At 61.1% G+C, this 13,119-nt stretch carries 12 protein-coding genes; 8 read left to right on the plus strand and 4 right to left on the minus strand.

Features of this window, described 5'->3' with window-relative positions:
- Window positions 1-467 precede the first annotated feature (467 nt).
- Entirely contained in the window at window positions 468-938 is a 471-nt protein-coding gene (locus K5E37_RS14975; protein ID WP_221534261.1) for a DUF1289 domain-containing protein, read from the plus strand.
- Between the two features lie 110 nt (window positions 939-1,048).
- Here K5E37_RS14975 and K5E37_RS14980 read toward each other — a convergent pair whose 3' ends face one another.
- Window positions 1,049-1,912: a universal stress protein gene (locus tag K5E37_RS14980; RefSeq protein ID WP_085602794.1), complete on the minus strand. Its 864-nt coding sequence runs from the start codon at window positions 1,910-1,912 to the stop codon at window positions 1,049-1,051.
- Window positions 1,913-2,071: 159 nt separating this feature from the next.
- Here K5E37_RS14980 and K5E37_RS14985 point away from each other — a divergent pair, with 159 nt between their 5' ends.
- The 3 genes from K5E37_RS14985 to K5E37_RS14995 all read left to right on the plus strand — a co-directional run bounded on the left by K5E37_RS14985 (window position 2,072) and on the right by K5E37_RS14995 (window position 4,815).
- Complete coding sequence (locus K5E37_RS14985) at window positions 2,072-2,680, plus strand: tRNA-(ms[2]io[6]A)-hydroxylase (RefSeq protein WP_085602796.1); 609 nt, start codon at window positions 2,072-2,074, stop codon at window positions 2,678-2,680.
- Window positions 2,681-2,820: 140 nt separating this feature from the next.
- Window positions 2,821-3,528: a response regulator gene (locus tag K5E37_RS14990; protein ID WP_007958821.1), complete on the plus strand. Its 708-nt coding sequence runs from the start codon at window positions 2,821-2,823 to the stop codon at window positions 3,526-3,528.
- Entirely contained in the window at window positions 3,529-4,815 is a 1,287-nt protein-coding gene (locus K5E37_RS14995) for an ATP-binding protein (protein WP_221534263.1), read from the plus strand.
- A 32-nt stretch (window positions 4,816-4,847) separates the two neighbouring features.
- On the opposite strand, the gene K5E37_RS15000 is transcribed toward K5E37_RS14995, so the two are convergent.
- Both K5E37_RS15000 and moaA read right to left on the minus strand, forming a co-directional pair.
- Window positions 4,848-5,747 (minus strand): bestrophin family protein, encoded by a 900-nt coding sequence (locus K5E37_RS15000; RefSeq protein ID WP_127798524.1) that lies wholly within the window; start codon window positions 5,745-5,747, stop codon window positions 4,848-4,850.
- Between the two features lie 29 nt (window positions 5,748-5,776).
- Window positions 5,777-6,775 (minus strand): GTP 3',8-cyclase MoaA, encoded by a 999-nt coding sequence (moaA, locus tag K5E37_RS15005; protein WP_221534265.1) that lies wholly within the window; start codon window positions 6,773-6,775, stop codon window positions 5,777-5,779.
- A 357-nt stretch (window positions 6,776-7,132) separates the two neighbouring features.
- On the opposite strand from moaA, the gene K5E37_RS15010 reads away from it, so the two are divergent.
- The 4 genes from K5E37_RS15010 (at window position 7,133) to K5E37_RS15025 (ending at window position 12,158) form a co-directional block, all read left to right on the plus strand.
- On the plus strand, window positions 7,133-9,457 hold the full coding sequence (locus K5E37_RS15010) for an FdhF/YdeP family oxidoreductase (protein WP_221534268.1): 2,325 nt from the start codon (window positions 7,133-7,135) through the stop codon (window positions 9,455-9,457).
- 109 nt (window positions 9,458-9,566) lie between these two features.
- A complete protein-coding gene (locus K5E37_RS15015) occupies window positions 9,567-10,982 on the plus strand; it encodes a cytochrome ubiquinol oxidase subunit I (protein WP_221534270.1) in 1,416 nt (471 codons plus the stop codon).
- Window positions 10,983-10,999: 17 nt separating this feature from the next.
- A complete protein-coding gene (cydB, locus tag K5E37_RS15020; protein ID WP_007950588.1) occupies window positions 11,000-12,016 on the plus strand; it encodes a cytochrome d ubiquinol oxidase subunit II in 1,017 nt (338 codons plus the stop codon).
- Window positions 12,003-12,158: a DUF2474 domain-containing protein gene (locus K5E37_RS15025; RefSeq protein ID WP_102687029.1), complete on the plus strand. Its 156-nt coding sequence runs from the start codon at window positions 12,003-12,005 to the stop codon at window positions 12,156-12,158. Before cydB ends, K5E37_RS15025 begins: the two co-directional genes overlap by 14 nt.
- Window positions 12,159-12,243: 85 nt before the next feature.
- On the opposite strand, the gene K5E37_RS15030 is transcribed toward K5E37_RS15025, so the two are convergent.
- Entirely contained in the window at window positions 12,244-13,095 is an 852-nt protein-coding gene (locus tag K5E37_RS15030; RefSeq protein WP_085602807.1) for a CAP domain-containing protein, read from the minus strand.
- Between the last annotated feature and the right edge of the window lie 24 nt (window positions 13,096-13,119).

Genomic DNA, 13,119 nt, shown 5'->3' on the forward strand with positions numbered 1-13,119 from the left:
TTATTACCCTCATCAGTGGTCCCAAATGGGTGTCCGGGACGCTCATCCCGAAATTGCCGTACTCATGCTCCTCACGACGTTGTGGGTCGTTCGGCCAGAATTACCGGCAATTCCTTACAGAAGCTGCTTTCAAAGTTTTACGCCTGCAGAACGGGGAGCTGATGAGGGTTGGCGTTTGGCTTTTCCCCGCTGGAAAAACCTTACGCCAACACCGCTCTGAAGGAACGACTGTGCTCGTGACGCTTTGAAAACAGCTTCTAACGGACATTGGCGCCTAAAAAGGCTGGCTGATTCTACGGCAAAAAAAATTTAAAGGTAAGTCGCGCTCTATTGGACTTTGGTTGCGTTGTGCGCGGCTGGGGCAAACCTTGATCCAGCGCTTGTCCCTGACGTTTGAGGGGTGATGAATGGCGGACAAAGGGCTAACATGCCGACCTGTTCCGCGTTTCAAGTGTTTTGCCCATTCTATGCCCAATCAGACCATCAAGACCCCCTGCGTCGGCCTCTGCTCCACCGTTTACGGTGATCTGGTGTGCCGTGGCTGCAAGCGTTTCCACCACGAAGTGATCCACTGGAACGGTTACAACGAGGAAGAAAAGCGCGCGGTCTGGCTGCGTCTTGAGCAATTGCTGTCACAAGTGATGGCCAGCAAGGTCGAGGTCTTCGATCCGGCGCGTCTGCGCCTGCAACTGGAACAGCGCAAGATCCGCTTCGTGCCGCATCAGTCGCAATATTGCTGGGCCTATCAGCTGATTGCCCGGGGCGCGCGGGTGATCATTAATCTGGAAGCCTACGGGATGGTGCTGTTGCCGGAGTTTCGCGACTGGAACCTGCCGGAACTGCGCGATGCCATTGATCGGGAATTTTTCCTGCTGTCGGAAGCGCACTATCAGCGCTACATCGCGCCCGGTTTCCTCAAGGATGCCTTCGGCGACTGAAGGTCAAAAGCTTCGCGAGTAAGCCCGCTCCCACATCAGGCCGGTGTCGTTCACAAAGCCATGTGGGAGCGGGCTTGCTCGCGAAGGGGACATGACAAACGCCGCAACACTTAATGTTTCACCGCCAACTCCACCAGATGGTCTTCAACCTCCTGCGGTTTGAGCACCAGCACATCACTTTCCAGTTGATCCAGCACCTGTTCGGCCGTATTGCCGATCAACGCACCGGATACCCCGCTGCGCGCCACCGTGCCAATCACCGTCACCGCCGCCTGCAGCTTGTGCGCCATGAACGGAATCAGCACATCCGCCGGGCCTTCCTCGACATGCAGATGCTCGTCGTCGATATCGAATTCAGCCTGAAACGCCCGGCATTGTTCGCGATAGCGCGCCTCGATGGTTTCCTTGAGCTGGAACGTCGGGTCCGCCGCCGACAACATCGGCGACGGATGAGCGGTAATCACGTGCAGATGCCCCTTGGCCAGGCTGGCGATGTCGAAGCCATGGTCGATGATGGTGGTATGCAGGTGACGGTGCTCGCCATCGGCATTGCCCACGTCGACCGCCGCCAGAATCACCTTGTCCTTCCATGAGCCGGCGGTTTTCACCAGCAGCACCGGGGTAGGGCAGTGGCGCAGCAGTTTCCAGTCCGCCGGGGTCAGCAGGGCCTTTTTCAGCGAGCTGTCGGGGAAGTGCTGCTTGATCACCAACCCGCAGCCTTCGGCTTGCTGCACGTCGATGATGGTTTCGTGCAGGCTCTCGTTCCACGCCTGCTCGGTGGTGACGCTGTAGCCGTCCGCCAAAAGCGCGGCCTTGAGCACGCTGAGCATGCCGGCGTGATCGTGCTTCTTGTCGCAGACCAGCAGGTGCAGATGGGCCTGGGTCACCCCGGCGATCAGCTTGGCGCGCTTGAGCGCCAGGCTTTCCGCGTGTTCGGGTTCGATGACCACCAGAATGCTGCGAATGGCTTGCATGAGTGAGTCTCCAGCAATGAAAAGGCACGGCGTTGCACAACTATAGTTGCTGCGCATCCGTCTGCGACTTGATGCATATCAACGCGGGCGGCTGGTGGTCTGCGGGCAGGCCGGTATAATCGGCGCCCTTCGCTCGAACACCTTTTGACCGTGAGCCCCATGATCCTTCCCGAAATCCACGAATTCCTTGGTTGCCGCACGCCCGACGCCTGGGTTGAAGCCGCGCTGGCCGATCAGGAAACCCTGCTGATCGACCACAAGAACTGCGAGTTCAAGGCCGCCAGCACCGCGTTGAGCCTGATCGCCAAGTACCATTCCCACGTCGATCTGATCAACATGATGTCGCGTCTGGCCCGGGAAGAACTGGTGCACCACGAACAGGTGATGCGCATCATGAAGCGACGCAAGATCGAACTGCGCCAGCTGCACGCCGGGCGTTACGCTTCCAGCCTGCGCAAAGTGGTGCGCAGCCACGAACCGGTAAAACTGGTCGACACCCTGGTGGTCGGCGCCTTCATCGAAGCGCGCAGTTGCGAGCGGTTCGAAGCGCTGGTGCCGCATCTGGACGAAGAACTCGGCAAGTTCTACTTCGGCCTGCTGAAAAGCGAGGCCCGGCATTTCCAGGGTTACCTGAAACTGGCCTACCAGTACGGCGACGCCAAGGACATCGCGCAGGTGATCGAGAGAGTCCGCGCCGCCGAGCAGGACCTGATCGAATCGCCGGACGAAGAATTCCGTTTCCACAGCGGTGTACCCGTCGCGGCATGAATTGTTAAAAACTCTTAAGAGTATGAAACTTCAACGAAAACCGGCCCCGGAGGCCGGTTTTTGCTGCCTGCGATAAACGTCTCGCCATTGAATGCCCGCATAATGTCGCCCACTTCACAAAGCGGTTGGCGGCGGTTGTTATGGATAACCTGGGTTTTGGCAGAGTCCTGCTGGTGGAAGACGATGAGCGGCTGGCCGCGCTGATCGCCCACTTTCTCGAACAACACGGCTACGAGGTGCGCACGGTGCATCGCGGCGATCTGGCCGTGGCCGCGTTTCTCGAATTCAAGCCCAAGGTGGTGGTGCTCGACCTGATGCTGCCGGGGCAGAGCGGCCTGCACGTGTGCCGGGAAATCCGCAGCGTGTCGGACACGCCGATTGTCATCCTGACGGCCAAGGAAGACGACCTCGACCATATTCTGGGCCTGGAGTCCGGGGCCGACGACTACGTGATCAAACCGATCAAGCCGCCCGTCCTGCTCGCGCGCCTGCGTGCCCTGCAGCGCCGGCAAGTCCCGGAAAGCGGCGTAGTGAGTTCGCTGGAGTTCGGCAACCTGATCATTGATCGCAGTTGCCGCGAAGTGCGTCTGGCGGGCGAGCTGATCGAGCTGACCACCATGGAATTCGAGCTGCTGTGGCTGCTGGCCAGCGCTGCCGGCAAGATCCTGTCGCGCGATGACATTCTCAACCGCATGCGCGGCATCGCCTTCGATGGCCTCAATCGCAGCGTCGACGTGTACATCAGCAAGTTGCGCAACAAACTCAAGGACAACCCTCGCGAACCGGTGTGCATCAAGACCGTGTGGGGCAAGGGTTACCTGTTCAATCCGTTCGCGTGGGAGTTGTAGATGCTGCGGTTATTTCTCGGGCTGTTTCTGGTGATGACGGTCGGGCTGGTGGCGGCGCTGCAAACCGTCGAACACACCTTCAACGCGTTGCTCGACAACCAGATGCAGGCCTACAACCGTGAGGCGGTACGCGGACAGGCGTGGTCGCTGATCGAACACATGCGCGACCAGCAGGGCTCAGCGCGCGAGGCGCAACTGGAGGCGTTACGGCCGCACTACGGGCTGACGCTGAGCCTGGTCGAGGCTGACCAACTGAACCTCAACGATCAGGAGAAAGCCGAACTGGCCCAGGATCTGCTGGTGATCCGCGATGACTACACCCAGTTCATCAGCAACATCGACGGTGGTTCGCAGTTGCTCAGCATCAAGCTGCCTCCCGAGCCGAGCCTGATGCCGTTCTACATTGCCGGGGCCTACCTGATGCTGGCCGTGCTGCTCGGCATCGTCCTGTACTTCTGGGTTCGCCCGCACTGGCGCGATCTGGAAAAGCTGCGCCTGGCCGCCGAGCGCTTCGGCGACAACGATCTTTCGGTGCGGATCCAGCTGTCCAAACGCTCGAACATCCGCGACCTGGCCGGCCACTTCAACCTGATGGCGGCGCGCATCGAAGGCCTGATCGCCAATCAGCGCGAACTGACCAACGCGGTCTCCCACGAACTGCGCACGCCGATTGCCCGGTTGTCGTTCGAGCTCGATCAGCTCAAGCAGCAACCGGACGCCAGCCAGAACCGCGAACTGATCGCCGACATGTACGCCGACCTTGGCGAGCTGGAAGAAATGGTCTCCGAACTGCTGACCTACGCCAGCCTCGAACGTGGCGCGACCGTGATCACCCGCGAAAATATTCAGGCCGCCAACTGGCTCGACAGCGTGGTCGGCAGCGTGGCGCTGGAGGCCGAGGCCGCGGGGGTGCAGCTGTTGATCGTTGATTGCCGGGTCGATGAAGTGCGGATCGAGCCGCGGTTCATGGCGCGGGCGGTGATCAATCTGCTGCGCAACGCCATTCGATATGCCGAGCAGCGGGTCGAGGTGTCGCTGGTGCGTATCGGCGATCAATACGAAGTGCAGGTCAACGACGACGGGCCGGGCGTGCCGCTGGAAGGACGGGAGAAAATCTTCGAACCGTTCTCGCGCCTGGACGCCAGCCGCGACCGCCGTACGGGCGGCTTCGGCCTCGGCCTGGCGCTGGTGCGACGGGTGTCGCAATCCCATGGCGGGCAGGTCGAGGTCGGTGATTCACCGTGGGGCGGGGCATCGTTTCGCATGACCTGGGCGCATCTTGATTGATGACTTTCGCTCCCCCGAAGGGGGGCAGTCGATTAACTGAGGACGTAGTCCACCGGTTTCAGCGCCGGCGGCAAAGGCTCAGTCCCCAGCTCCGCCAGAATATCCCGCTCGATACCCCGCACCAGCGCATCGGTTGGCAAGTCGTTTTCATCCCGGCCGAACGGGTCTTCCAGTTCATCGGCAATCGCATCCAGCCCGAAAAACGTGTAGCTGACAATCGCCGTGAACAGCGGCGTCAGCCAGCCCAGCGGTTCTGCCATGGCGAACGGCAGCAGGATGCAGAACAGGTAAATCGTGCGGTGTAGCAGCAAGGTGTAGGGGAAGGGCAGCGGCGTGTTCTTGATCCGCTCGCACACTGCTTGTGCCTGGGTCAGGCTGGTCAGGTGATTGGCCAGCAGCATGTAGCGCCATTCGCTGAGATCGCCTGATTCGTGCAGATCAGAGCATTGCTGGCCGACGGTTTGCAGGATGCGCCCGCTGTAGTCCGGCACCTGCGCATCGTGTTGCGGGGTGATCCATTCGGCGCTGGCGGCGGCTTCATCTTCCCGGCGCAACCGCGCATTCAGCGCATGGGCGAAACCAGCGAGGTTGAGCAGCAACAGGCGGCGTTGCGCAGATTCGCGAATGACGTGAGTTTCGCGGATCACCGAGCGCACATGCACGATCACTTCGCCCCAGGCCTTGCGCGCTTCGTACCAGCGGTCGTAGCAGGCGTTGTTGCGGAAATTCATGAAGATCGACAGCGACAGACCAAGCAAAGTGAACGGCGTGGCGTTGACCTTGGTGAAGTTGCTCGGGTGAAGCATTTCCACCAGCACGATGGCCGACGCCAGCAGCGTCACCATCAGGGCGCGCAGGGCGATGCGTTTGGCAATCGAGCCTTTGAGGGTGAAGAGAATGGCGAATTGATTGACCTTGGGTCGGATGATCATGCGGCTCTCTGCCTTGAAAACGTGGCGGGTCAGCCGCCGGTCATGTTCATGAAACGCACCACTTGCACGTCGTCGTTCACTTCAAAGTTGTGCCGGTAAGGCTTGAGTTTCATCGCTTCGATGATGGCTTTCTCCAGCCGTTCCGGTTGGCCCGGATGAGCGCGCAGCACTGCCTTCAAGTCCACCGAATGCTCGTTCCCCAGACACAGTAGCAAACGCCCCTCGACGGTCAGCCGCACCCGGTTGCAGGTGCCGCAGAAGTTGTGGCTGTGGGGCGAGATGAACCCCAGCCGAATGTGCGGCGCTTCGGCTAGCCGCCAGTAGCGCGACGGGCCTTGGGTCGACTCGGCAGAATCGATCAGGGTGTAGCGCTCGGCGATCTTTTCGCGCACCTGGGTACTGGAAAAGAACGACTCGGCGCGGCTGTGTTCGCTGATGATGCCCAGCGGCATTTCCTCGATGAAGGAAATGTCCAGATCGCGCTCGATGGCGAACTGCACCAGATCGTTGATCTCGTGATCGTTGCGGCCCTGCATCACCACGCAGTTGAGTTTAGTGCGGGTAAATCCGGCGGCGCGCGCGGCGTCGATGCCGTCGATCACTTGGGCGAGGTCACCGGTGCGGGTCATCTGCTTGAAGCGCGTGGCATCGAGACTGTCGAGGCTGACGTTGAGGCGTTTGACCCCGGCGTCGAACAGCGGACTGGCGAGTTTGCCGAGCTGCGAGCCGTTGGTGGTCAGGCACAGTTCGCGCAGGCCGGGCAGGGCGGCGATCTGCTTGCACAAGCCGACGACGCCGGGACGAATCAACGGCTCGCCGCCGGTCAGGCGGATCTTGCGGGTGCCCAGTGCGACGAAGCTCTGCGCCAGTTGATAGATCTCCTCCAGCGTCAGTACCCGTTGGCGCGGCAGGAACTGCATGTCTTCGGCCATGCAATACACGCAGCGAAAGTCGCAGCGGTCGGTGACCGACATGCGCAGGTAGTCGACGCGGCGGTTGTAACCATCGATCAAGACGCGCTCTGACATGACAGCCTCGCTTGGGTGAAATCCGCTATTGAAGGGATTGGGTTGGCGCAGATTATGAGCAACTTGAGACAGCGTCCAATCACTCTTAATGACCGGCCGATTGATGCTGTCGATGATGAAGTAATTATTCCGGATTTATCGCTTCTTGGTTTTGCAAGTGCCCGTATTTAAAGGGTTTAAAGCCGTGATAGATGCTTTCGATAACACAGTCATTAATAGCGATTAGACAAGTTTTTGCAGCGGTTCCTATCCTTGGCCCCGTCAAACGAAACGACCGCTTTTTTAACTTGAAAGTCAGTCGTCGCTGTTTAAACCCGATCAGGTTTTTGCCTGTGTGCATCGTCATGGAGAAGTCCCATGTCACAAGTCGACCGTTACAAACCCTACAAGGGCGCCGCTGCGGGTTGGGGCGCTGTCATCAGCCTCACCAAGAACTGGCTGGGCAGTGAAAACGCCCTGAAAAACATCCGCGCCATGCTCAAGACCAACCAGAACGGCGGCTTCGACTGCCCCGGTTGCGCCTGGGGTGAAGCGCCCGGCGCGAGCATGCTGAAGTTCTGCGAGAACGGCGCCAAAGCGGTGAACTGGGAAGCCACCGGCCGCCTGGTCGATCCGGCGTTCTTCAACAAGTACACAGTCTCGACCCTGGCCGAGCAAAGCGATTACTGGCTCGAATATCAGGGCCGGATCACCCATCCGATGCGCTACGACGCGCGGGTCGACCGCTATGTCGAAACCACCTGGGATGACGCCTTCGCGCTGATCGCCAAACACCTCAAAGGTCTGAAATCGCCCCACGAGGCCGAGTTCTACACCTCGGGTCGCGCCAGCAACGAGGCGGCGTTTCTCTATCAATTGTTCGTCCGCGCCTACGGCACCAACAACTTCCCGGACTGCTCGAACATGTGCCACGAAGCCAGTGCGGTGAGCATGGGCGAGAGCCTGGGCGTCGGCAAAGGCACGGTGGTCTATGAAGACCTGCACCACGCCGACGCGATTTTCGTGATTGGCCAGAACCCCGGCACCAACCACCCGCGCATGCTCGAACCGCTGCGTGAAGCGGTGAAGCGCGGCGCTCAAGTGGTGTGCATCAACCCGCTCAAGGAGCGTGGGCTGGAGCGTTTCCAGAACCCGCAAAACCCGATCGAGATGCTCAGCAACGGCTGGGAAGCGACCAACACCGCGTACTTCCGTCCAGCCTTGGGCGGCGACATGGCGATGATCCGTGGCATGGCCAAGTTCTTGCAGCAATGGGAACGTGAGGCCCAGGCCACCGGCGGCGAACCGGTGTTCGATCACGCGTTCATTGCCGAGCACACGTCGGGTCTCGACAGCTATCTGGCTGAAGTCGATGCCACGAGCTGGGAGCACATCGTCGAGCAGTCCGGCGTGCCGCTGCATGACATCGAACTGGCCGCGCGCATGTATGCCCGGGCCAAGAGCGTGATCATGTGCTGGGCCATGGGCCTGACCCAACACGTGCACTCGGTGCCGACCCTGCAGGAAGTCATCAACCTGCAACTGTTGCGCGGCAACGTCGGCCGTCCGGGCGCCGGGCTGTCGCCGGTGCGTGGCCACAGTAACGTGCAGGGCGACCGCACCATGGGCATCAACGAACTGGCCCCGACCGAACTGGTGGACGCCCTGGAAAAACGCTTCAACTTCAAAGTGCCGCGCATGCACGGCCACAACACGGTCATGGCGATTGGCGCCATGGAGCGAGGCGAAGCCAAGGTGTTTATCGGGCTCGGCGGCAACTTCGCCCAGGCCACGCCGGACACCCCGCGCACCCACGCGGCGATGCGCAAACTCGACCTGAGCGTGCACATTTCGACCAAGCTCAACCGCAGCCATTTGGTGACCGGCCGTGACGCGCTGATCCTGCCGTGCCTGGGCCGTACCGACATCGACGTCCAGGCCGAAGGCCCGCAAGGCGTGACCGTGGAAGACACCTTCAGCATGGTGCATTTGTCCTTCGGTCAACTGAAACCGAAGTCAGCGCACCTGAAATCCGAGCCGGCAATCATTGCCGGGATCGCCGCTGCCACCTTGGGCAAGCACCCGATCGATTGGGAATGGGCGGTGGGCGACTACGGGCGTATCCGCAACCTGATCGCCGACGTGATTCCGGGCTTCGAGAACTTCAACGAGAAGCTGTTGATCCCCGGTGGTTTCCACCTCGGCAACAATGCCTCGGACCGGGTCTGGAAAACCGAATCCGGCAAGGCCCAGTTCACCCCTTGCGTGCTGCCGGAGCATCTGATCAGTGAAGGCGTGCGCAACCTGCCGGTCAAACCGCATCTGATCCTGCAAACCATGCGTTCCCACGATCAGTACAACACCACGCTGTACGGCCTCGACGACCGTTATCGCGGTGTATATGGGATGCGCGACGTGGTATTCGCCAACGAGCAGGACATCCGCCGACTGGGTTTCGAACCGGGGCAAAAGGTCGATCTGGTGGCGCTGTGGGGCGACGAGCGCGAGCGTCGGGTCAGCGGGTTTACTCTGATCGCCTACGACATTCCGGCCGGGCAAGCTGCCGCGTACTACCCGGAAACCAATCCGCTGGTGCCGCTGGAAAGCTACGGTGACCGCACCTACACGCCGACCTCGAAATTCGTGGCGATCCGCCTCGAAGCCGCCGAGGCGAGCAACCTGATCCCGTCGTCGGTGGCCTGACCGACCCACGCGATCCAACCCTTTTGCAATTTGACTGGCTGCAGGCGTTCGCGCCTGGCGGTGGCCCGGCCGTGTGCTGCCGCTTTTCAGCCTTGATGAGGACATCATCATGTTCAACCTGGAGGCACTGGACCTGGCGCGAATTCAATTCGCGTTCACGGTTTCGTTCCACATCATTTTCCCGGCGATCACCATTGGTCTCGCGAGTTTCCTGGCGGTTCTCGAAGGCCTGTGGCTGAAAACGCGTAACGACACTTACCGCGATCTCTACCATTTCTGGTCGAAGATCTTCGCCGTTAACTTCGGCATGGGCGTGGTGTCGGGGCTGGTCATGGCGTACCAGTTCGGCACCAACTGGAGCGGATTCTCTGACTTCGCCGGCAGCGTCACCGGGCCGTTGCTGACCTATGAAGTGCTGACCGCGTTCTTCCTCGAGGCCGGGTTCCTCGGGGTGATGCTGTTCGGCTGGAACCGCGTCGGCCGTGGCTTGCACTTTTTTGCCACAGTGATGGTCGCCATCGGTACGTTGATTTCGACCTTCTGGATTCTCGCCTCCAACAGCTGGATGCAGACCCCGCAAGGCTTCGAAATCGTTGACGGTCGAGTGATGCCGCTGGACTGGCTGGCCATCGTGTTCAACCCGTCGTTTCCGTTCCGTCTGGCGCACATGGCGATTGCCGCGTTTGTTGCCACGGCGTTCTTCGTCGGCGCTTCGGCAGCCTGGCATTTGCTGCGCGGCAACGACAGCAAACCAGTGCGCAAGATGTTCTCCATGGCGCTGTGGATGGCGCTGATCGTCGCGCCGATTCAGGCGGTGGTCGGTGACGCTCATGGCTTGAACACCCTGGAACACCAACCGGCGAAAATCGCCGCCATCGAGGGCCACTGGGAAAACGCCGACAACGGACCGACCCCGCTGGTGCTGTTCGGCATCCCGGACATGCAGGCGGAGAAGACCAAATACGCGATCGAGATTCCGTACCTCGGCAGCCTGATCCTCACCCACAGCCTCGACAAGCAGATCCCGGCGCTCAAGAGCTTTCCGAAAGAAGACCGGCCGAACTCGACCGTGATTTTCTGGAGCTTCCGCGTCATGGCCGGGCTGGGCATGTTGATGATTCTGGTCGGTTTGCTGGGCCTGGCGTTGCGGCGCAACGGCAAGGTCTACCGTCATCGCGGCTTCCAGCGTTTGGTGCTGCTGATGGGGCCGAGCGGACTGATTGCGCTGCTGGCGGGTTGGATCACCACCGAAGTTGGGCGTCAGCCGTGGGTGGTCTACGGCCTGATGCGCACCCATGACGCGGCGTCCCATCACTCGGTGGCGCAGATGAGCACCTCGCTGGCGCTGTTCGTCGTCATCTACTGCTCGGTGTTCACCGTGGGCATCGGCTACATGATGAAACTGGTGAGCAAGGGCCCGCAGCCGCACCACGAACATCCGCCCGAAGGCACTCAGGTGCAGACCCCGCGCCGGCCACTTTCGGCGGTTACCGACAACCTCGAATCCGCGACCCGGATCCACTGAAAAAGGAGCGTTGAGTCATGGGTATTCAAGGTATCGATCTCTCGTTGATCTGGGGCGTGATCATTGCCTTCGGGGTGATGATGTACGTGATCATGGACGGCTTCGATCTGGGCCTCGGGATCCTGTTCCCGATGATCAGCGACGAGCAGGAACGCGACGTGATGATGAACACCGTCGCACCCGTTTGGGACGGCAACGAAACCTGGCTGGTGCTCGGCGGTGCGGCGCTGTACGGCGCGTTTCCGCTGGCCTACGGGGTGATTCTGGAGGCGCTGTATCTGCCGCTGATCTTCATGCTCGCGGGGTTGATTTTCCGTGGGGTGGCATTCGAATTTCGCTTCAAGGCGCCGGCTGAAAAACGTCATCTGTGGGACTGGGCGTTCATCGGCGGTTCGCTGCTGGCGACGTTCTCTCAGGGCGTGGTGATCGGCGCGTATGTGGCGGGGATTCCGGTGGTGGATCGGCAGTTCGCCGGTGGCGGTCTCGACTGGCTGGCGCCGTTCCCGCTGGTCTGCGGCGTCGGTCTGGTGATTGCTTACGCCTTGCTTGGCAGCACCTGGCTGCTGGTCAAGACCGAAGGCATGCTGGAGTCGCGGATGCGTCACTACAGCCGTCCGCTGGCGTGGCTGTTGCTGGCGATGGTGGTGGTGATCGGCGCGTGGACGCTGCAACTGCACCCGGAACTGGCCGGCCGCTGGTTCAACCATGCGCACCTGACCGTGTTCGCCGGGCTGGTGGTGTTGGCGGTGCTGGCGTTGTTCGGGCTGTTGCGTTCGCTGCGTCAGCGCCACACTCACTGGCCGTTCGTGTTCACCCTGGTGCTGATGTTCCTCGGCTACATCGGCCTGGCGCTGAGCATCTGGCCGAACATCATCCCGCCGTCGGTCAGCCTGTGGGCGGCGGCATCACCGGCCACCAGCCAGCTGTTCGCCCTGATCGGCGCGCTGTTCATCCTGCCGGTGATCCTGATGTACACCTTCTGGAGCTACTACGTGTTCCGCGGCAAAGTGAGGATTGGCGATGGCTACCATTGATTCGCGTGAGGTGAAATCCAGCCCCTGGTACAAGCGTCTGGGCTGGCTGCTGCTGATCTGGTTGGGCAGCGTGGTCTCGCTGGCGGTGGTGGCGAGCCTGCTGAAACTGGCGATGTATGCGGCGGGGATGAGGACGCATTGACCACAAAAAAAAACCGGAGCCTGGCTCCGGTTTTTTATTGCCTGCGGTTTATTTCCTCCCCTCGGGGGAGGAACTGCCTTGAGGTTTATTCCCCGCCAAACATCGCCGTCCAGTAAATCCCGGCGCTGCTCTTCGGATCGACTGCGTAGGCAGCACCAAGTTCACGGTACTGCGGGTTCATCAGATTGGCACAATGGCCGGGGCTGGCGAGCCAGCCGGCGACGACTTTCTGCACCGTATCCTGCCCGGCGGCGATGTTTTCGCCGACCTGCTGGCCGCTGTAACCGGCAAGTTCCGCGCGGTCGCCGGGGGTACGGCCGTCGCGGTCCTTGTGGTCGAAATAATTGTTGTTGGCCATCTCGCGGCTGTGTTCCTGGGCGACGCCGCCGAGCACCGCGTTCCACGCCAGCGGCGTGGTCGCTGCGAAGGCCTGACCGCCGCACTGGCGCGGTTGGGCGCGGGCGGCGTTGAGTTGTTCGAGGAGTTTCTGGCCTTCAGCCTGACCGTCGCCGAGGCGGGCGGACAGCAGTGGTCGGGCCAGGGTGATGCGCCAGTCACGGTCGGCGCGGCTGACGCCGATATCGACGAACTGCGGATCCAGCACCACCTGGCAGAAGCTCTCCTGAATCGCCTTCATCGCCGACGCCGCATCCCTTGGCCCGTTCAGGGTAATCGCCTGCACATTGACCATCGGGTAGCGGGCGCTGGACATCGCCTGCTGCAAATCCACCACGCCGCTGGCCGGCAGAATCAGGCGCGGATCGGCCGACAGCGGCGGCAACTCACTGGACGCCTGGCTACCACAACGCTGCGGCTGGCTGCGGTAGCTGTTGATCGATTCGATCAATTGCGACTCGTCGGTGGCCATGGCCGAAGTGGCCAGCGCCAGGCCCACGGACAACGCGGCGAGTCGCAGAACGGATGGCATGAAGCGCATGGAAATCTCCCTTGGGCTGAGTGC

Source organism: Pseudomonas sp. RIT778, assembly GCF_019718735.1.
Taxonomy (GTDB): Bacteria; Pseudomonadota; Gammaproteobacteria; order Pseudomonadales; family Pseudomonadaceae; genus Aquipseudomonas; species Aquipseudomonas aphyarum.

Bases quoted from the DNA above. Each gene is read 5' to 3' on its own strand.
- K5E37_RS14975 (WP_221534261.1), top strand. From the start codon at position 468: ATGCCCAATCAGACCATCAAGACCCCCTGCGTCGGCCTCTGCTCCACC.
- K5E37_RS14980 (WP_085602794.1), bottom strand. From the start codon at position 1,912: ATGCAAGCCATTCGCAGCATTCTGGTGGTCATCGAACCCGAACACGCG.
- K5E37_RS14985 (WP_085602796.1), top strand. From the start codon at position 2,072: ATGATCCTTCCCGAAATCCACGAATTCCTTGGTTGCCGCACGCCCGAC.
- K5E37_RS14990 (WP_007958821.1), top strand. From the start codon at position 2,821: ATGGATAACCTGGGTTTTGGCAGAGTCCTGCTGGTGGAAGACGATGAG.
- K5E37_RS14995 (WP_221534263.1), top strand. From the start codon at position 3,529: ATGCTGCGGTTATTTCTCGGGCTGTTTCTGGTGATGACGGTCGGGCTG.
- K5E37_RS15000 (WP_127798524.1), bottom strand. From the start codon at position 5,747: ATGATCATCCGACCCAAGGTCAATCAATTCGCCATTCTCTTCACCCTC.
- moaA (WP_221534265.1), bottom strand. From the start codon at position 6,775: ATGTCAGAGCGCGTCTTGATCGATGGTTACAACCGCCGCGTCGACTAC.
- K5E37_RS15010 (WP_221534268.1), top strand. From the start codon at position 7,133: ATGTCACAAGTCGACCGTTACAAACCCTACAAGGGCGCCGCTGCGGGT.
- K5E37_RS15015 (WP_221534270.1), top strand. From the start codon at position 9,567: ATGTTCAACCTGGAGGCACTGGACCTGGCGCGAATTCAATTCGCGTTC.
- cydB (WP_007950588.1), top strand. From the start codon at position 11,000: ATGGGTATTCAAGGTATCGATCTCTCGTTGATCTGGGGCGTGATCATT.
- K5E37_RS15025 (WP_102687029.1), top strand. From the start codon at position 12,003: ATGGCTACCATTGATTCGCGTGAGGTGAAATCCAGCCCCTGGTACAAG.
- K5E37_RS15030 (WP_085602807.1), bottom strand. From the start codon at position 13,095: ATGCGCTTCATGCCATCCGTTCTGCGACTCGCCGCGTTGTCCGTGGGC.